Below are 15,927 nucleotides of genomic sequence, written 5' to 3' on the forward strand. Positions count from 1 at the left end.
CTTGGGCAGAGACTGATAGCGCTCTTTGCAGTCTTGGTGGATGCCTTGGCCTGTTCTCTTTTGAGATAGTACGTTGCGAGTCAGGGATTGAGTATTTTCTTGGATACCCTAAAAGCCACCCGTCCTCTTCAATAGAAGGAGTGCTTAAAAACATCAGTCCTAAGATTAGCCTTGAGAAGGCAGATGATCCGCTAGGGAGAATTAAAGATACCTCTGTTGATGGTTTTTCCTTGTTCGAGCTTTTATATGAAAAGCCCTATTATCAAAGGATGCTCGATTACAAGGACTTGTCTATACCTTCTTTGACAAGCCTGCTTAAGGCATTCTCTGCGATTCCCTCGGATGGTATTGCCGTGTTTCAGCTACTCTTTGAGCCCTGCTCTCAGGACTGGGCTAAGAGCATTAAAAGCTGTATTAGTGCAGAGTCTGCTTTGAGAACGGGGAGGAGATCTCAAAGAGAAATGAAGGATTTGAGAAAGCCCTTCTTTGCCGTGAGACCCAGAGTGCTCTTTTCTTCTCCTCTCAAGTCTTCGTTGTTGCAGCCTTTCCTTGGAGGGCTGCAGGCGCAAGGCAGAAGAGCTGGTTTTCATGATCTTAAAACTTTATCAAAAGCCATCAGTAAAGAAAGACTCATTGAGATGTTAATTAGTAGAGAGTCTTATATGACGGGCATGGTGATGAACTCGTCAGAGCTTGCCTCATGCTTTTTTCACTTGCCAGATGAGCAAGTCAAAGCGCTTGATATCCCCGTTGTTTATGATGATGGAGTAATTGTTCCTGTTGTGCTTAGGTCTGGAATTCCGATAGGCACGGCAGGAACTCAGAAGGCCGTCATTTGCATTCCTGGATCATCAAATAATCTTAACTCTCTTCGCATAGGAAGTTCGGGTTCGGGCAAGACAAGCTCGATAACAAATCAGTTTTTCTATCACGTTGATAAGGGTGAGGGGGCTGTACTCCTTGACCCTCACGGAGACCTCATTGAGGAGTTGCTCTCATCACCGAAGCTTTCAACCGTAGTAGAGAAGGTTGTCTACTTCAACCCTGTTGATGACGAATACGCTATAGGGTTCAATCCTTTCCACCTTGAGGATATTAAAGACATCGGACGTCTCACGTCCGATTATGTGAACAGTTCAAAAAACCTGTTTGATTCATGGGGACCGAGGCAAGCGCACATTCTGACCGTGTCTTATTACGCGATCTTCTTATTAGGTGAGAACCTTTCTGCTTTACCCGAGCTTCTCTCTAGGACTCCTGGTGGAGAGACTATGAGGCGAGAGGTTATTGAAAGATCTGACAGCCCTGAAGTTATTCGATTCTTCAAGGATGAGTTTAAGAATTACAGGGATGAAGCATTTTTTCCTGTCACCAGCAAGGTCTCGAGCCTTTTAATAGACTCAAGAAGCCGGATGATTCTATCAGAAAAAGAGAATAAGGTGAATATGAGCAAGATTCTTAATGAGGGGCACATCCTGCTCGCCTCGCTTCCTGTGGGGCTTCTTGGTGCTGACATCTCTTTTCAGCTTGGTACCATGCTTTTATCTCAGATTCAAAAAGCGGCTTTTCATAGGGCCTCTATGAGGCCAGAGGAGAGGAGGCCCTGTCACATCTTTGTTGATGAGTGCTACAGGTTCAATGAAAAAATATATGACGGATTCTTGAATGAAACGAGAAAGTACGGTTGCAGTATTCATCTGGCTTTGCAGAATACTGGTCAGCTTAGTGAGGATTCGCAAAAAGCGTTCTTCTCCGTAAACAACCTCTTGGCCTTTGGCATTAACATTGATGATGCGAAGCGATTGTCCAGGGTGCTTGATAACAGGGTAAAGCCTGAAGAACTGGTAAGCCTTGGTGTGGGAGAGGCCGTTGCAAGGCTTGGAAAAGAGATCATCAAAATTGATTCGTTCAAGCCCGTAACAGGCTCGTCAGATGCTGTACGTGAGCAGATAATTGAGTACAGCAGAAAGCACTACTACACGAAAATAGAAAAGCAAAAAGAAAGGGAAGTATCGGATAAAAAGAAGAGGTTCTACGACTCATTCTAAAACAATATGAAAAGGAGGACTTTAACCATGTCAGGACAAAGCAGTTTGATTGATAAGATACTCGACCAGCTCCACCCGGATTACATAGGACGAAAGATAGAGTACTTGCATAATATCATCCGGGAGAACTGGACTGTAAAAGTCTATATACCCGAGGATTATAAGGAGTGCATGAAAATCCTTTGCGATTACTACAGGTATCACTTTTGCGCAATGTTCAACATCAGCATAAATATGCCTAATAATAGGGCGCACCATGAAGTGAAAAAAATAATGGAGAAAAGCAAGGGAGGCTACGTCCAAGGGGTAAAGAACGCCATTCGAGGCCGTCATGGGGGCATGATCGCTCTCATCGATGCTCTTGCTGAAGAGATAAAAAATGACGCGATAGAAAAACATATTTCATATGTTATCGACACTCACATAAGCCCGCTCGACTTCGAAGTCCAATGCGAAGTTATAGAGCAATACCTTAACAAGTACGCAAAATACATGATCCCCGGAGAAGAGATGATGTCACCATACCTGCTTGCCGCCAACTACCAAAAAGTAATAAGGATGCACATCGAAGTCATAAGACGTTATCGGGAGTCAATGCAGTAAAGGAGTATTGATGGATTCGCTTCTCACACCAAAGCAGGTTGCAGAGATTTTGAACTGCAAGGTCAAGACTGTCTATTCCTGGGCGGAGTCTGGAAAGATTCCCTGCTTGAAGGTTAACGGGATTTTGCGTTTTGTGCCTGTAGAAATTAAGGAGTGGTTGGAGGGTTTCAGGGAGAAAAGCGAGCCTAAAATCCAGATAAGAAGCAAGTCATTAAATGATGTAAGTATTGATAATATAATAAAAAAAGCCATTGCAGATACTAATAAAACGCGATATAATTCTTGTCAACGGGAAGCCAGGTCTAAGTCACGGTCACAGAAAGGAGAGTGATTATGGGACTTTATAAAAGGGGCCGGACTTGGTGGATGAGGTTTAGGCATAACGGAGAACTTATACGCCGTTCGTGCGAGACTTCATCAAAGAAGTTGGCTGAGAAAATTCATGCCAAGGTTCTTTCACAAATTGCAGAGGGGAAATGGTTAGACATTGACCCAAACATTGACAGGACTTTCAGCGAGCTTTCTGATAAATACTACAAGGAGTATTCTCCAAAGAAAGCAAAGACAACCTATGTTAGAGACAAGAGCCTGTTTGATCACCTGAACAGTTATTTTGGTGATTATAAGCTGGTAGAGATAACTCCTAAGATCATCTCTGCTTATAAGGAGTTGAGAAGAAGCGAGGGGGCGTCTCCTAAGACTGTCAATCATGAACTCTCACTGATGAAGCACGCCTTTAATATGGCAATGAAAGAGTGGGAGTGGGCCAAGTCAAACCCAGTATGCCTTGTATCTAAGGAGAGAGAAGACAATTTCATTGAACGATGGCTTTCTCTTGAAGAGGAAGAGCTTCTACTTGAGGTATCTGCTGATTGGCTAAAAGAGATTATCATCTTTGCCATTAACACAGGCTTAAGGATGAGCGAGATTCTTAACCTTGAATGGAAGAGAGTCAATCTCTTTAGAAAAACCATTTCCATATATGAGCAGAAAAACAGAGGCAGAGACACCCTCCCCCTCAATGCAAGAACCTTGGAAGTTTTAATCGCCAGAAACAAGGTAAGATCAATCAAAAACAATCTTGTGTTCTTTAGTGAAGCTGGAACAAGGCTTGATGCCAGCAATCTTAGAAGAGCTTTCAACGAAGCCATTGATAAGGCAGGCATTGAAAGGCTAAGGTTCCATGACCTAAGACACACCTTCGCTACCAGGCTCATCCAAAACGGAGTTGACATATACACAGTCCAGAAACTTGGAAGGTGGAGGTCAATCCAGATGGTTGAGCGCTACGCCCACCACTACACCGAAAGCTTAAGGGGCGGCATTGAAATGTTGGATGATGTTTACGAGAAGAGTGAGCACAAAATGTGCACAATTTGAGCACAATTTAGGTATTTTCCAACAAAAAAGGGTTCACGGAAATCCGTAAACCCTTGATGTTATTGGTAGCGGGGGCTGGATTCGAACCAACGACCTTCGGGTTATGAGCCGAATACAGGACTAAACAGAAATAAACAAGCACTATTAATAGGCTTTACTTTCAAGGACTTAAAAGGCTTTGAGGGTAAGGCCTTTTTTTTTTTTTAGGCTTATTATTTGTAATTCGGTTAGAAGAATGTTAGAAGGTCATCATTTTCAGGAAGTAATACATTTTCAAATATAGTTGCAGTACAGTCCCTGTATTGATAAAGTTCTTTTATAGTTTATGCTTAGAAAGCTTATTTTCTATATTTTGGAGATACAAAGATGAAATCTTACCAGTTTATTTTAATCACCATTGTTCTGCTATTCAGTGCTTGTGCAAGTACTCAAAAAGCCCCAATGACACATGAAGAGCAAGCTGCTCATGTTGAAGACCTCATGCATCAGATGGATAGGGGGAGTATGAGTGCCATAAAGCATTTATGGAACCTTGGTTATAGGCAAGAAGTGGTTCCTTATCTCGGCAAAGCACTTGCAAAACGGAGTGCCAGAGATCGAATGTTTGCATTAAGCTTATTAAATCACATTGACAACCCACCTCCCAACATAGTTAAAGCCGTTGAACTAATGGGAAAATCAGAACCTAATCGGAAAGTGAGAAAACTTGCAAGACGAGTTTTGCAAAGATGGAAGGTGTTAGAGCTTACTAAGTCAGAGTGAGGTTGGTGGTACAAACCAAACTCTAATAAACAATTTTGCAATACCCAAAGAGCTACGGATTTTACTTTGAACAGTACACTATAGAAACCAGTATGAAAAAGCTGAAAGAATGGGAAAATTGGAAATTACCCGAAAACATAGCTGATCTCATTTACTTCACAAAACACCCCCCTGATATCGAGGTGCCCCCAAAAGAATTGCAAGGCTGGCCCGCACATTTTAGAATATCTCGTGAAAACATAGAAAATCCGAGCGACGAAGTAAATCACCTGTCTCAATTAGGAATGGCATTTAAAAACACAAACAATCCTATCTATACTTTTGAAGCATTTAGTGTGGCACATAAAAAAGGTATATATCCGCCAATGTGGGTACTTAATTTTATGTCGGAAGTCATTAGTGACTGGATAAGTCTTGGAGGGACCAAAAGCCTTGATGAACTTTTTGAAATAAATACATGTCAAGGCCAGGCACCACTTTATAAGAAAGATAAGGAAGAGAGGCGTGATGAAATGTTGTGCCTTGATGTTTTTGTTCTAAATACTTTCTTTAACTTCACTATTGAAGAAGCTTGCAATATGACGGCAAGACGGCTAGAAGAAAATCCTGACTGGAACAAAACAGGTCACAAATTAAAAGAAATTTCAGAAGAAACAATCAAGGATAGGTACAAAAGGAAGTGGAAGAAGATAATCCGCACTCTATGTGAAAATGGCGTAATAGAGTTTCCCGATATGGACAGCAAAGAAGGCAAAATAAACTACCTGAAACAATTCCCAGAAGATGCATTCCCAATGAAAAAGAAACTGGAAATAATAATTAAAAAGATAGTGGTATGAAACATCATATTTCGCACCCCTGACTTTTTAGAATATCTATTTTATGATTTAGCCAGAGTGAAAAATTGCTCTGGCTTTTTTGTTTTCAAAATAACGTATGAGAGGGATATTATGAAATCACATCTTACCAAATCAAATCTCTATTCCACCGTTGATCTAGGCATTGCCGTCTATCTTTTTACTATCGGCCATGAATTAAAAGAAACATCCCTGCAAGGCCCAAAACGCCTTATCTTCCATTTTAAAAAGCAAAGAGATACCGAAAGCAAGGTTACTTCATTTTTGAACGAAACAGGCGAAGCTTCAGCAAAAAAACTTTTTGAAAACTATCGGGCTTTACGCGCTCTTGCATTTACTCAAACAGGCAATTTGAGATGATCTAATTCTAACAAAGGGCAAGATTCTGTGAGTATGAGAAGAAGTAAAAGAGAAAAAATAGGCGGTCAGTTTGTGCCTATTTCCTACCCAATGATTGATAGCCCTGCATGGCAGAAGCTTTCAGCAAATGCTATCAAAGTCTTTATCCAACTTAAGCGGAAAAGAAACGGCAATAACGACCGTAACCTTTCCCTTACTTACAATGAAATGCATGGCCAGCTTTCATCCGCAACGTTGAGAAAGTGCCTTGTCGAACTTGTAGAAAAAGGCTTTATCGATATGGTTAGGCAAGGCGGTATGATGAAGCAATGCAACATCTTTGGTCTATCGGATAGGTGGAAGCGTTATGGCACTGATGATTTTGAACTTATAACTCTTAAAAAATGGAACTATGGAGGTTTTAAAAAACAAGAGTAAGTTTATTTTTTAAAGCTGTATAACTTTAAAATTTAAACACTAAAGTCATATTTACAGAATCATAACTTTAATTTTTAAACTGTTAGGGATGTTTTTCTTAACTTTACAACTTTATTTTTTAAACACCTTTATAGATATAGCCATATACATACAAAAATAATTAAGGAATGACTTAGCGAATTTAACATAGAAAAAGGAATCTGCTCTCATGGGAATCATAAAAGGACAACTTGAATTTAGAAAATGGAAAGAAGGCAAAAGCCTTACTAGAAAAGAGGCAATATTAGCAAACTGTTATTACTGCAATGGTCAAGAAGATTCTAGGGTAGATTGCAGGGGAGAGAAAAGCTGCCCTTTATATCAGTATCACCCTTATAAAAGTTTACCGTGAAATCCTTAAAAACTATCGTTTCAAGCTTTTTAGACTGGATTTTATTTGTTGATAAATAGCGAGGGTTGCTTTGTAGATGTTGAGGTAATAATTTTGATTTATTTAGGCAGAAAGCACCATTTTCATAGTTTTTGTTTAATTCCAACAGTAATGACTATAAAAAAAGCTTTTATTTAACAAGAGGTTATAAAGTCATAAGTTGGCTTACTCTATATTGTTTTTTTCATGTTTTTTTAAGAAAAAACAACCGTTTTTGAGCCATTTTTTAAAAAATATAACGTACCCAGAAAAGGGCAATTATCTATAGTGATGTTGTTTTGTTTTGGCCCATGTACCCCCCTAAGGTTTAAAGGATGATAAAGGCAGAATTAAATATTGACCTCAATCAGTTAAAAGAGGAAATAGTTCAAGAGGTAGTTGATGCCTTATTGCCTCAATTAGCTAACCATGCAGACAATGACACGATCTTTGATGTTGAAGGGCTAGCCAAATATCTCAAGGTAGGCACTCAGTGGGTATATGAAAATAAAAATATCCCCTGTTTCAAAATAGGAAAGTATAAGCGGTTCAGGAAATCAAAAATTGATCAATGGCTATGTGAGTATGAGCAAGGAAGCATAAAAAAACAGGCAAATTCCGTTAGAAGGAAGTTAGAAAGTAAGCAATAACTACCTATAAATAAGGGTTAATTACAGTAGGAATCGGGTTCTTTACCCGAAGGGCAAAAGCATATTCCCCTTGACTTTCAATAGACAATTGTCTATAAATAAATATATGGAAATCATGTTTAAAGGAAAGAATCTAAAAGAGATTAGAGAGAGCAAGGGGCTTTCTCAAAGTCAACTGGCAGACAAGACAGGTCTTCATATAACCACTATAGGCAACTATGAGATTGACCGAAGGGAGCCAAAGGCAACACAGTTAAAAAAATTGGCTGACGCTCTTGGGGTAAAAATGGAAGAGTTCTTTAAGTAAACATTAATCATTAAAAAATGGAGGTGGGAATGAAATCAGTATCCATAAGTTTAATATTGTTTATTTTGTTAACAAATCTTGTGATTGCAGACGAACCAGACTTTCTTATTCATTTTGAGGATTGCAAAATGACTTTAGGTTATCTCGTTTTATCTGATAAGAGCTTGATAGTTTCTGACGCTGATCCAGTACTAATGACTTGCAACCGAAAATCTGACAAATTTACTTGTTCATTCCAATTTACAACGGCACAAAAAAAGAGCCGTTCAAATGAATATAATATCATTCTAGATTCTCCACCTCTTTTGCATATAGCAACGTCAACTGGCTCAGAATATATTGCTATTAATACGGCTCAACATGCAGCTGTTATTGAAAATCGAATTCTTGATGAAAAATTTCTAGGCACAAAAATATGTCAAGGCATGTATGTAACTAACTTCGAAATGAAGAGCCTTGGTAAAAAGTAACACAAAGACAATATCATTTACTTCAAATAATCAAGGAAAGGAGGTGAACTAGTTAAGTAACCTTTTCAAGAAAGTAAACAATCAGTATGAAGAAAGGAGCCTAACAGTATGAGAGGAAGCATTCAAAAAAAGGGAAAATCCTACTATATCGTATTCAGGATACCCGATCCCAAAACAGGCAAGAAAAAGCTCAAATGGGTGCCTGCCGGACAAACAAAGAAAGAGGCAGATATCAAACTCAATGAGCTAATGGGAGAAGTCCATAACGGCACGTATAGGGAGCTAAAGAAAGCAACCTTTGCCGAATTTGCCGAGTTATGGCTAAACTCCTATGCCAAGACCAAAACCAAGCCTTCTACCTTCAAAAGCTATCAGGACATTATCAATAAGCATATGATTCCGGTAATGGGTGATTATTACCTATCAGAGCTTGATACTGGCAGACTTCAAAGGTATGTGGCAATGAGGCTTCAAAGTGTAAAACCTAAGACCGTAATCAATGAAATAGTGCCTTTAAAAAAAATGTTCAAGCATGCTGTCTTGTGGGGATATCTGAAAATCAATTATGCTGAATGTGTAGAACGGCCAAGAGTTGAAAAAGAGGAAATGGACATTTTTTCACCGGAAGAAATTAACCTCTTTCTTAATCATGTAGCAACCAAGTTTAAACCGTTCTTTCTAACAGCAGTTCTAACAGGTATGAGAAGAGGGGAGTTGATAGGCTTGCAATGGGGTGATATAGACTGGAACCATAAACAGATTCATGTGAGACGTGCTTTTTGTAATACCTCAAAGAAGTCAATCTCTCCTAAGTCAAAGTCTTCTGTCAGAAGAATTGATCTAACACCCTCTCTAGTAAGTGCATTAAAGAGACATAAGCTTGCATGTCCGCTTAGTGAAGATGATCTAGTATTTTGCACTTCTAAAGGTACGCCCTTTGATCCTGATTCAATAGTAAAGAGGGAGTATCTACCAGCATTAAGAAGGGCTGGGCTCAGAAAGATTAGGTTTCATGATCTAAGGCACTCGAATGTAGCACTAAGGATTGAGGAAGGACAGAATATTAAATACATTCAGAATCAAGTAGGCCATGCCTCAATTCAGACTACCCTTGACAGGTATGGACACCTTATCAAAGAAGTCAATCAAGAACAGGCAATGAAGCTTGATAGTGCGCTGGGTTTTGTGGAGGATTCTGATAGTTCGTTGGATTGTGTTAGAAGAACGTTAGAAGCTGCCAATAAAAAAGGGCTTGCAGTAGTTGCAAACCCTTGATGTTATTGGTAGCGGGGGCTGGATTCGAACCAACGACCTTCGGGTTATGAGCCCGACGAGCTACCAGACTGCTCCACCCCGCGACAAGTGAAAAGAGATGATACGCTATTTTATTCCATATGTCAAGGTGGTTTTGGGGTCCGGGGCCTCCCCCTTTTTTAGACAGGCCCTGTCATTTTACCTTTCAAGTGTGACTGATGGGTTTCAGGCAGGTCATGCCGCTTCCTTTATTTCTTATGGCCTGCTTAAGATGCAATAGGCCTGTCAATGCTGAAAAAAATCAATGCTTTGAGCTTAAAAAGGCCTCAATAAGCTCAAATGTCTCTTCCGGTTTTTCTTCCTGCGGAACATGCCCGCAGTCGGGAAAGACCTTGATCCACCCATGAGGCAACGCCTTTTCCAGCTTAAGTCCAATCCCGACAGGAATGATTGCGTCTTTAGCCCCCCAGATTAACTGAACGGGAAGATCGATCTTCTCATACCTCTTTGAAAGCCCGGACAGGTCGGAAGGGACCATCTGCCTTGCCGTGTTGATGAGGGCCTGCCTGCCGCCGGGTGTGTAAAGGGGTTTTGCATAAGCGGCAACGGCGTCATTGGTAATAGTCGATTCATGAAGGTAGGAGAGCTTCAAAAGGGAACGAATCTGTATTTTTGCGGGAATGAGGGCCATGCCGAGATCGCTTATGACAGGGACTTTCAGTATAGAGACAAAGGGAGGCAATTTCTGCTCGTAGGCAGGGTTGTCGATAAGCACCGTTCTTTCCACCCTCCCTTTATCAAAGAGCGTAAGATAGAGGGCTGTAATGAGAGCAACTCCGCCGCCAAAGGAGTGCCCCATGAGGGTGAGCCTCGAAAGATCGAGTTTTTTGATCAAATGGAGGACAAGCTTTACTTGCTCATAAAGAGTATAACGGCCATCCTTCGGTTTAGGTGATTTGCCGAAGCCTTTGAGATCGACAAGAATCAGGCGGTATTTTTTTGAAAGCGGCGGCATAAGGTGCCTCCAGGTATAGAGGCTCTGCCCGAAACCGTGAATTAAGAGAAGCGTCTCTTCTCCACTGCCCTCTTCTTCATAATAGAGATCAATGGTGGAAGGTTCTTCAATCCTTTCCAGCAATTCTTTCCAGGTTTCTATTTTTTGGGGCACAGGCTGCTTTCTTGTTTTGGTTAAATCCCGTTTAAAAAGGTCACCGCTGCTTACCAGGTCCATTCTTTGAGTAAATAATATATTGTCATTTCGTGATAAAGGTTTCTCCTTTCACCCCAAGGGCACTTGTCACTTCGTTCGGGCGTACTCGAAATGACAAAACATCAAAGCTGTCTCTTTACCTATCCCTGAGCGGCGCCGCCATCCCTGCCATGGCCTCAAAGGTCCCCTTTATTCCCGATTCGAGAAGCGCCGTTACCTCTCCCACAGCCCCCCTTTTGTCTTCACCGTATTTCTCAAAATAATCCTTCAAGTTTAAGGGCTCTCCGATCCTGACAACGGCCTTTCGCGGGCCCCAGAGCTCTCTTCTGCCAAAGACTTCCATTTCAAGCAGAAAAAGAACGTCCATAAAACGCTCCACGGTAAAGGTCTCTTTTACATAACCATCGTAAATAGCGACAAACTCAAGGGTTCGCCAGAGATCATCATAGAGTTGTCTCGCCTTTTGCTGGTTCTCTTCGAGAAGTTTCCTTTCATAATCCGCCCCTTGGGGCTCTACATGGACTATCCTGTCTACAGCATTAAAAGCGGCCCGTATCCTGTCAAGGAGGGTATCACCCGGCCTGGGACTCATATTTAGGGCCGCTTCGGTACGGGAGATTATAAATTCTTTCATTGCCTGAATGCGACTGTCAAGATCATCCCCGCTATGAGGTTTTAAACCGTATTTTTTCTCATTTGCCGATAGAAGGGCCTCGCCAATACGCCGAAGCCTGTCATATCGGGAGGGCATACCATCAATAGACGAGTGAAAGAGCTGCCCTTCCAGCCTCCTTAATGAGTCATCAATTTCTCCGTGCATATCATTTATATAAATATACTTGATGGTGATGGGAACAAAGTAAAGCAAAGGATCATCCTCTTTTTTCACCACCTCTTCACAGGCCTTGAAAGCAAGCTGTGTCACCCCCTCCTGGAAGGGCATGACCGTATCGTTTTGCCAGCACGTTTGTCCTTCAGGAAAGATGACAAGCCATCGCCTCCCCTCTGCAATAAGCTTTCTCGTCATCTGGAAAGAGAGGCGGTCTGCCGTGCCGCGGATAATGGAGTAGACTCCCAGCCGCTGCAATATCCAGCCCACAAGAGGGGAACGCTCAAAGGCTTCCATGGCGGCCAGATAGTTATAGTCCTGGCGAAGCAGCTTTGACAGATGCATAATGAGATAAGGCTCGTACCCTCCCGAATGGCTGGGTGTTAATATGCAGCGTTTGCCCTTTAGCGATTCAAGCCGGACAAGACCCTCATCGTTAATGTCGATTTGCGTAACTTTGGGAATTTTGCGAAGCAGCAGAGGAAGGAAAAACTTGATAAGGGCAATGACGGCACCATTACGCCCGGGTGGCCGAAAGGTGAAAGGCTTCGGCCTGCTTCGCGCATCGGATGCAACAAGATTGTTCGATTTTGCTTCTTTCATCATGGGGATCCTGTAAAATTTATATTATAGTATTACCCTCTTATCAATGAAATTATTTTTTACAGCAAATTGACTCTACCCATTTCATCTGCTAGCTTTATCATATCCCCTTAAAATGATTATAAAATATCAGGAAATGAACACAAAAAACGATTCCATCTCCAAAAGCGCCCTCATCGCAGAAGACGATGACGATCTTGCCTTCCTTGTGAAGCACGTGCTGGAGCGGGAAGGTTTTAAGGTCATTTATGCCTCTGATGGTCGTCAGGCAGCCCGCTGCATCGATTCAATGCTTCCTCCCGAGATCATTATTCTCGACCTTATGATGCCCTACCGGAATGGTTTCCAGCTTGTAGAAAAGATTCGCAGCAAAAGGGACTGGAAAAACGTTCCCGTTATCATACTCACGTCTAAAACACAGGAGCGCGATGTTGTAAGAGCACTCGATGCGGGAGCTAATGATTACATGACCAAACCCTTCAACCCCGCTGAACTGATTGCCAGGGTCCGGAGATATATGGAAAAATGAAACACTCTCTCCTATGTTTTTTGATTCTGCTGCTAATCTGCGCCTCTCCCCTCCCCTTGTTTTCATCGGAAAAAAAACCTTATACAGAGATAGAAGCCGGAACGGTCTATGAAAAGCTCACCAAAGACCACTCTCCCTGGAGAAGCACGTACCTGGAAGTAAAAAGAGGTGACAGTGTTCGTCGCTTCCTGCTGCTTCAGGCGCGGCAGACGAGACGCTTTTCCCTGACTGACAGGGAACTTGCCGGCATAATAAGTCTGCCCCTTGGGTACAGGCATACTGTCGCTTTTGAAGCTTCAGGCAGTTCTTCCCATGAGGTGCTGCCCAAAAAATCAATGACGGGCCGCTTGAGCAGTATCCTGGCAAATGGCTGGCTTGCCGGTATGAGCATGGGAAAAAGATTTTATGATAAATCGGATGTAACATTCGGTTCCGTCGGTATTGAACACTATTTTAGTGCTTATCGTCTCGCCTATACACTTTATTCATCCAGGGTAGAAAAAGGAGACACCGAATTTAGTCATGCCGTCGCTTTTGACCGTTATTATGGCAGGAAGTCAAGTACAGGAATAAGATTGTCGGCAGGTGAGGAGAGTGAAAATATCGACGGCACAAAGGTTATTACAACCTGGGTAAAGGGCGCTGCCTTTACAGGGCGTCACTGGCTTGATGAGCGCTGGGGAATCAGCTACAGCGCGACATTCCATAAACAGGGGAATCATTATGACAGATATGGTTTACTTGCCGGCCTTCGCTACCGCTTCTGACCCTTTTATTAAAATGGCATTGGCAGGCGGCATGATCATTATGCTTCTCTCCCTTTTATTTTCATTCCAGGTGCTTCTCATTAGCGGACTAAGATCTCTGGGCGAGAAAAGAAAAGCAAAGCTTGCCCGGCAGTGGCGCCCCATCTTTTCCGAGATAATGGAAAAAGCGCCGGAAAACCTCCCTGTGCTAGGAAGCGCCAATGTAACCGATTTTCTCATTCTCTGGAACCATTACCACGGTTTTCTGAAAGGGAATGCACGTGAAAACCTGAATCTTTTGCTCCGTCGTTTAAGGCTTGATAAAGATGCTATAAAAATGCTTAGAGGAAGATCGCTGAAGAGAAAATTTGTCGGCATTATGACACTTGGCAACCTGAGGGATTCCTACGTATGGAACGATTTATGCCGCATGCTATCCCATAAAAACAACCATCTTTCTCTTGCCGCAGCCGAAGCTATGGTGCAAATCCGGCCCCGGGAGGCAGTTCAGGCCATAAGCGACTCCATCAGATTGAGAAATGACTGGCCCGACTCCAGGATTGTATGCATTTTAAAAAAAACGGATGCTAACTATTTTTCATCTTCTCTTGCCGATGCCGTCTTCAAAGCGGATGACAAATCAAGGCCCCGTCTTATCAAACTCTCGTCAATCGCCCTCAATGAAACAATCAGGGGCATTGTAAAAAAATATTTAAATCCATCGGCCCCTGAAGAGGTCATTGCCGCCTGCCTGCATATCCTGAAACATCCGGAAGTGATAGAAGATGTAAGGCGATTTACCGCTCACCCTTCCCCCCTCATTCGACTAAAGGCAGCGGCAGTGTTGGGGCGAATCGGAGAAAAAGAGGATATGGACGTTCTTACGTCCCTTCTCTCCGACAAGCAGTGGTGGGTCAGGTATCACGCTGCCAGGTCGCTTGTGTCGTTTCCTTTTGTCACTCAAGCTGAACTTAAAGCGATAAGTAATCAGTGCAAAGACCGCTATGGCAGGGACATGTTGAACCGGATGATTGCAAAGGCGGAGATAAGCTAATGCAGATAGATCTGCAAGGCGCCGCCTACATGTTGCATTGGTTTTTCATTTTCTATTTTGTCATCCATAGCGGAAGCTATTTTCTGCTTAATATGGCTTCTTTTATCTCTCTTAAAAGATACCTGCGTTTTTCAAATATTGACGTCAGGATTGATGATTACACAGGCTTCGAGCCTCCCGTAACGATCATTGTGCCCGCCTATAACGAAGAATCGACGATTGTCGTCTCAATCCGTTCCCTTTTGCAGCTTGAATATCCGGAATATGAGATCATTGTCGTAAATGACGGTTCGAAAGATGGGACCCTTGCAAAACTGATGGCGTCTTTTTCACTGATACCTTTTCCGGAAGTTTGCAGAGTGGCGATCGAAACAAAACAGGTCAAAAGCATTTACCATACCGTCGATTATCCCAACCTGATCGTTGTCGACAAAATAAACGGTGGTAAATCGGATGCACTAAACTGTGGAATCAACTATTCCCGGTTTCCTCTTTTTTGCGGAATAGACGCCGACTCCATACTCCAGCGCGATAGCCTTTACCAGGCGGCTAAACCCTTTATGGAAGACAAAAGAACTATTGCTACAGGCGGGACCATTCGCGTTGCCAACGGATGCGAAGTAATCGACGGCTTTCTCGCAAGAGTCGGCCTTCCGTCGAACGTTCTTTCTCTCGTGCAGATTATGGAATACCTGAGGGCCTTTCTTTTTGGGCGTCTCGGCTGGTCATTTATTAATGCCCTGCTCATTATTTCGGGCGCCTTTGGTATTTTCCGGAAAGAGGCCGTCATTGCCGTGGGGGGATACAGAACGGACACGGTAGGAGAAGATATGGAACTCATCGTCAGACTTCACAACAAATACCGCAAAGAAAAAATTCCCTATCGCATCACTTTTTTGCCCGATCCCATATGCTGGACGGAAGCGCCGGAAGATTTAAAGACCCTGAAAAATCAAAGGGTCCGCTGGCAGCAGGGTCTTTCCGACAGCCTCTACCGGCACAAAAACCTTCTTTTTAGCGTAAAAAGCGGGGCTGTCGGCTGGCTGGCCTTTCCTTTTTTTCTCATCTTTGAGTGGTTTGGTCCGGTCATCGAGTTTGCAGGCTATTTATTTATCATTGTTGCCTATATTTCAGGACTCATATCGCTTGACGCCACTGCCGCCTTTTTTATTCTTTCCGTCGGCCTTGGACTTTTCGTTTCTATCAATGCGCTTCTCCTGGAGGCCCTGTCTTTTAATATTTACAAGGAAAGAGCTTACATTATTATCCTTATCATAGCCGCCTTTATTGAAAATTTCGGATACCGCCAGCTCAATACAATCTGGCGTCTTCAGGGAATTTTCAGGTGGCTTTATTCAAAAGAAAAAAAATGGGGTGAAATGAAAAGAAAAGCAAGCTGGAGCAGATAATCTGAAATACCTGATGAGATTTTCACGGTT

The 15,927-nt window shown here is 42.5% G+C and carries 18 protein-coding genes and 1 tRNA gene; 16 read left to right on the forward strand and 3 right to left on the reverse strand.

Features of this window, described 5'->3' with window-relative positions:
* The 12 genes from OEV42_04355 to OEV42_04410 form a co-directional block, all read left to right on the forward strand.
* A partial coding sequence (locus OEV42_04355; GenBank protein MDH3973494.1) for a hypothetical protein occupies nucleotides 1-2,048 on the forward strand: 2,048 nt, incomplete at its 5' end.
* Between the two features lie 27 nt (nucleotides 2,049-2,075).
* Nucleotides 2,076-2,651, forward strand: coding sequence for a hypothetical protein (locus tag OEV42_04360; GenBank protein MDH3973495.1), 576 nt, complete (start codon nucleotides 2,076-2,078; stop codon nucleotides 2,649-2,651).
* Nucleotides 2,652-2,661: 10 nt separating this feature from the next.
* Entirely contained in the window at nucleotides 2,662-2,982 is a 321-nt protein-coding gene (locus OEV42_04365; GenBank protein MDH3973496.1) for a helix-turn-helix domain-containing protein, read from the forward strand.
* A gap of 2 nt (nucleotides 2,983-2,984) precedes the next feature.
* Nucleotides 2,985-4,031 (forward strand): tyrosine-type recombinase/integrase, encoded by a 1,047-nt coding sequence (locus OEV42_04370; protein MDH3973497.1) that lies wholly within the window; start codon nucleotides 2,985-2,987, stop codon nucleotides 4,029-4,031.
* 366 nt (nucleotides 4,032-4,397) lie between these two features.
* A complete protein-coding gene (locus OEV42_04375) occupies nucleotides 4,398-4,793 on the forward strand; it encodes a transcription factor IIS helical bundle-like domain-containing protein (protein MDH3973498.1) in 396 nt (131 codons plus the stop codon).
* A 92-nt stretch (nucleotides 4,794-4,885) separates the two neighbouring features.
* Complete coding sequence (locus tag OEV42_04380) at nucleotides 4,886-5,632, forward strand: hypothetical protein (protein ID MDH3973499.1); 747 nt, start codon at nucleotides 4,886-4,888, stop codon at nucleotides 5,630-5,632.
* A gap of 111 nt (nucleotides 5,633-5,743) precedes the next feature.
* Nucleotides 5,744-6,010 (forward strand): DUF5659 domain-containing protein, encoded by a 267-nt coding sequence (locus tag OEV42_04385; protein MDH3973500.1) that lies wholly within the window; start codon nucleotides 5,744-5,746, stop codon nucleotides 6,008-6,010.
* A gap of 33 nt (nucleotides 6,011-6,043) precedes the next feature.
* Nucleotides 6,044-6,427, forward strand: coding sequence for a hypothetical protein (locus OEV42_04390; GenBank protein MDH3973501.1), 384 nt, complete (start codon nucleotides 6,044-6,046; stop codon nucleotides 6,425-6,427).
* 744 nt (nucleotides 6,428-7,171) lie between these two features.
* Complete coding sequence (locus OEV42_04395) at nucleotides 7,172-7,486, forward strand: helix-turn-helix domain-containing protein (GenBank protein ID MDH3973502.1); 315 nt, start codon at nucleotides 7,172-7,174, stop codon at nucleotides 7,484-7,486.
* A 115-nt stretch (nucleotides 7,487-7,601) separates the two neighbouring features.
* A complete protein-coding gene (locus OEV42_04400) occupies nucleotides 7,602-7,793 on the forward strand; it encodes a helix-turn-helix transcriptional regulator (GenBank protein MDH3973503.1) in 192 nt (63 codons plus the stop codon).
* A 29-nt stretch (nucleotides 7,794-7,822) separates the two neighbouring features.
* On the forward strand, nucleotides 7,823-8,263 hold the full coding sequence (locus OEV42_04405; GenBank protein ID MDH3973504.1) for a hypothetical protein: 441 nt from the start codon (nucleotides 7,823-7,825) through the stop codon (nucleotides 8,261-8,263).
* A 108-nt stretch (nucleotides 8,264-8,371) separates the two neighbouring features.
* Complete coding sequence (locus tag OEV42_04410; protein MDH3973505.1) at nucleotides 8,372-9,538, forward strand: site-specific integrase; 1,167 nt, start codon at nucleotides 8,372-8,374, stop codon at nucleotides 9,536-9,538.
* A gap of 6 nt (nucleotides 9,539-9,544) precedes the next feature.
* Here OEV42_04410 and OEV42_04415 read toward each other — a convergent pair.
* The 3 genes from OEV42_04415 to OEV42_04425 form a co-directional block, all read right to left on the reverse strand.
* Nucleotides 9,545-9,621, reverse strand: a tRNA-Met gene (locus OEV42_04415).
* 197 nt (nucleotides 9,622-9,818) lie between these two features.
* Nucleotides 9,819-10,748 (reverse strand): alpha/beta hydrolase, encoded by a 930-nt coding sequence (locus OEV42_04420; protein MDH3973506.1) that lies wholly within the window; start codon nucleotides 10,746-10,748, stop codon nucleotides 9,819-9,821.
* A gap of 115 nt (nucleotides 10,749-10,863) precedes the next feature.
* Nucleotides 10,864-12,162 (reverse strand): 1-acyl-sn-glycerol-3-phosphate acyltransferase, encoded by a 1,299-nt coding sequence (locus OEV42_04425; protein ID MDH3973507.1) that lies wholly within the window; start codon nucleotides 12,160-12,162, stop codon nucleotides 10,864-10,866.
* 133 nt (nucleotides 12,163-12,295) lie between these two features.
* On the opposite strand from OEV42_04425, the gene OEV42_04430 reads away from it, so the two are divergent.
* Genes OEV42_04430 through OEV42_04445 form a run of 4 tightly spaced genes read left to right on the forward strand, consistent with a single transcriptional unit; the run spans nucleotide 12,296 to nucleotide 15,897 of the window.
* A complete protein-coding gene (locus OEV42_04430) occupies nucleotides 12,296-12,688 on the forward strand; it encodes a response regulator transcription factor (GenBank protein ID MDH3973508.1) in 393 nt (130 codons plus the stop codon).
* Nucleotides 12,685-13,455: a YaiO family outer membrane beta-barrel protein gene (locus OEV42_04435; protein MDH3973509.1), complete on the forward strand. Its 771-nt coding sequence runs from the start codon at nucleotides 12,685-12,687 to the stop codon at nucleotides 13,453-13,455. Before OEV42_04430 ends, OEV42_04435 begins: the two co-directional genes overlap by 4 nt.
* On the forward strand, nucleotides 13,412-14,488 hold the full coding sequence (locus OEV42_04440) for a HEAT repeat domain-containing protein (GenBank protein MDH3973510.1): 1,077 nt from the start codon (nucleotides 13,412-13,414) through the stop codon (nucleotides 14,486-14,488). Before OEV42_04435 ends, OEV42_04440 begins: the two co-directional genes overlap by 44 nt.
* Nucleotides 14,488-15,897, forward strand: coding sequence for a glycosyltransferase family 2 protein (locus OEV42_04445; GenBank protein MDH3973511.1), 1,410 nt, complete (start codon nucleotides 14,488-14,490; stop codon nucleotides 15,895-15,897). Before OEV42_04440 ends, OEV42_04445 begins: the two co-directional genes overlap by 1 nt.
* The last annotated feature ends 30 nt before the right edge of the window (nucleotides 15,898-15,927 follow it).

It is taken from the genome of Deltaproteobacteria bacterium (genome assembly GCA_029860075.1).
Taxonomy (GTDB): domain Bacteria; phylum Desulfobacterota; class JADFVX01; order JADFVX01; family JADFVX01; genus JAOUBX01.

Excerpts from the sequence above, each read along its gene's own strand:
- OEV42_04360 (MDH3973495.1), top strand. The coding sequence starts at position 2,076 with ATGTCAGGACAAAGCAGTTTGATTGATAAGATACTCGACCAGCTCCAC.
- OEV42_04365 (MDH3973496.1), top strand. The coding sequence starts at position 2,662 with ATGGATTCGCTTCTCACACCAAAGCAGGTTGCAGAGATTTTGAACTGC.
- OEV42_04370 (MDH3973497.1), top strand. The coding sequence starts at position 2,985 with ATGGGACTTTATAAAAGGGGCCGGACTTGGTGGATGAGGTTTAGGCAT.
- OEV42_04375 (MDH3973498.1), top strand. The coding sequence starts at position 4,398 with ATGAAATCTTACCAGTTTATTTTAATCACCATTGTTCTGCTATTCAGT.
- OEV42_04380 (MDH3973499.1), top strand. The coding sequence starts at position 4,886 with ATGAAAAAGCTGAAAGAATGGGAAAATTGGAAATTACCCGAAAACATA.
- OEV42_04385 (MDH3973500.1), top strand. The coding sequence starts at position 5,744 with ATGAAATCACATCTTACCAAATCAAATCTCTATTCCACCGTTGATCTA.
- OEV42_04390 (MDH3973501.1), top strand. The coding sequence starts at position 6,044 with ATGAGAAGAAGTAAAAGAGAAAAAATAGGCGGTCAGTTTGTGCCTATT.
- OEV42_04395 (MDH3973502.1), top strand. The coding sequence starts at position 7,172 with ATGATAAAGGCAGAATTAAATATTGACCTCAATCAGTTAAAAGAGGAA.
- OEV42_04400 (MDH3973503.1), top strand. The coding sequence starts at position 7,602 with ATGTTTAAAGGAAAGAATCTAAAAGAGATTAGAGAGAGCAAGGGGCTT.
- OEV42_04405 (MDH3973504.1), top strand. The coding sequence starts at position 7,823 with ATGAAATCAGTATCCATAAGTTTAATATTGTTTATTTTGTTAACAAAT.
- OEV42_04410 (MDH3973505.1), top strand. The coding sequence starts at position 8,372 with ATGAGAGGAAGCATTCAAAAAAAGGGAAAATCCTACTATATCGTATTC.
- OEV42_04420 (MDH3973506.1), bottom strand. The coding sequence starts at position 10,748 with ATGGACCTGGTAAGCAGCGGTGACCTTTTTAAACGGGATTTAACCAAA.
- OEV42_04425 (MDH3973507.1), bottom strand. The coding sequence starts at position 12,162 with ATGATGAAAGAAGCAAAATCGAACAATCTTGTTGCATCCGATGCGCGA.
- OEV42_04430 (MDH3973508.1), top strand. The coding sequence starts at position 12,296 with ATGAACACAAAAAACGATTCCATCTCCAAAAGCGCCCTCATCGCAGAA.
- OEV42_04435 (MDH3973509.1), top strand. The coding sequence starts at position 12,685 with ATGAAACACTCTCTCCTATGTTTTTTGATTCTGCTGCTAATCTGCGCC.
- OEV42_04440 (MDH3973510.1), top strand. The coding sequence starts at position 13,412 with ATGACAGATATGGTTTACTTGCCGGCCTTCGCTACCGCTTCTGACCCT.
- OEV42_04445 (MDH3973511.1), top strand. The coding sequence starts at position 14,488 with ATGCAGATAGATCTGCAAGGCGCCGCCTACATGTTGCATTGGTTTTTC.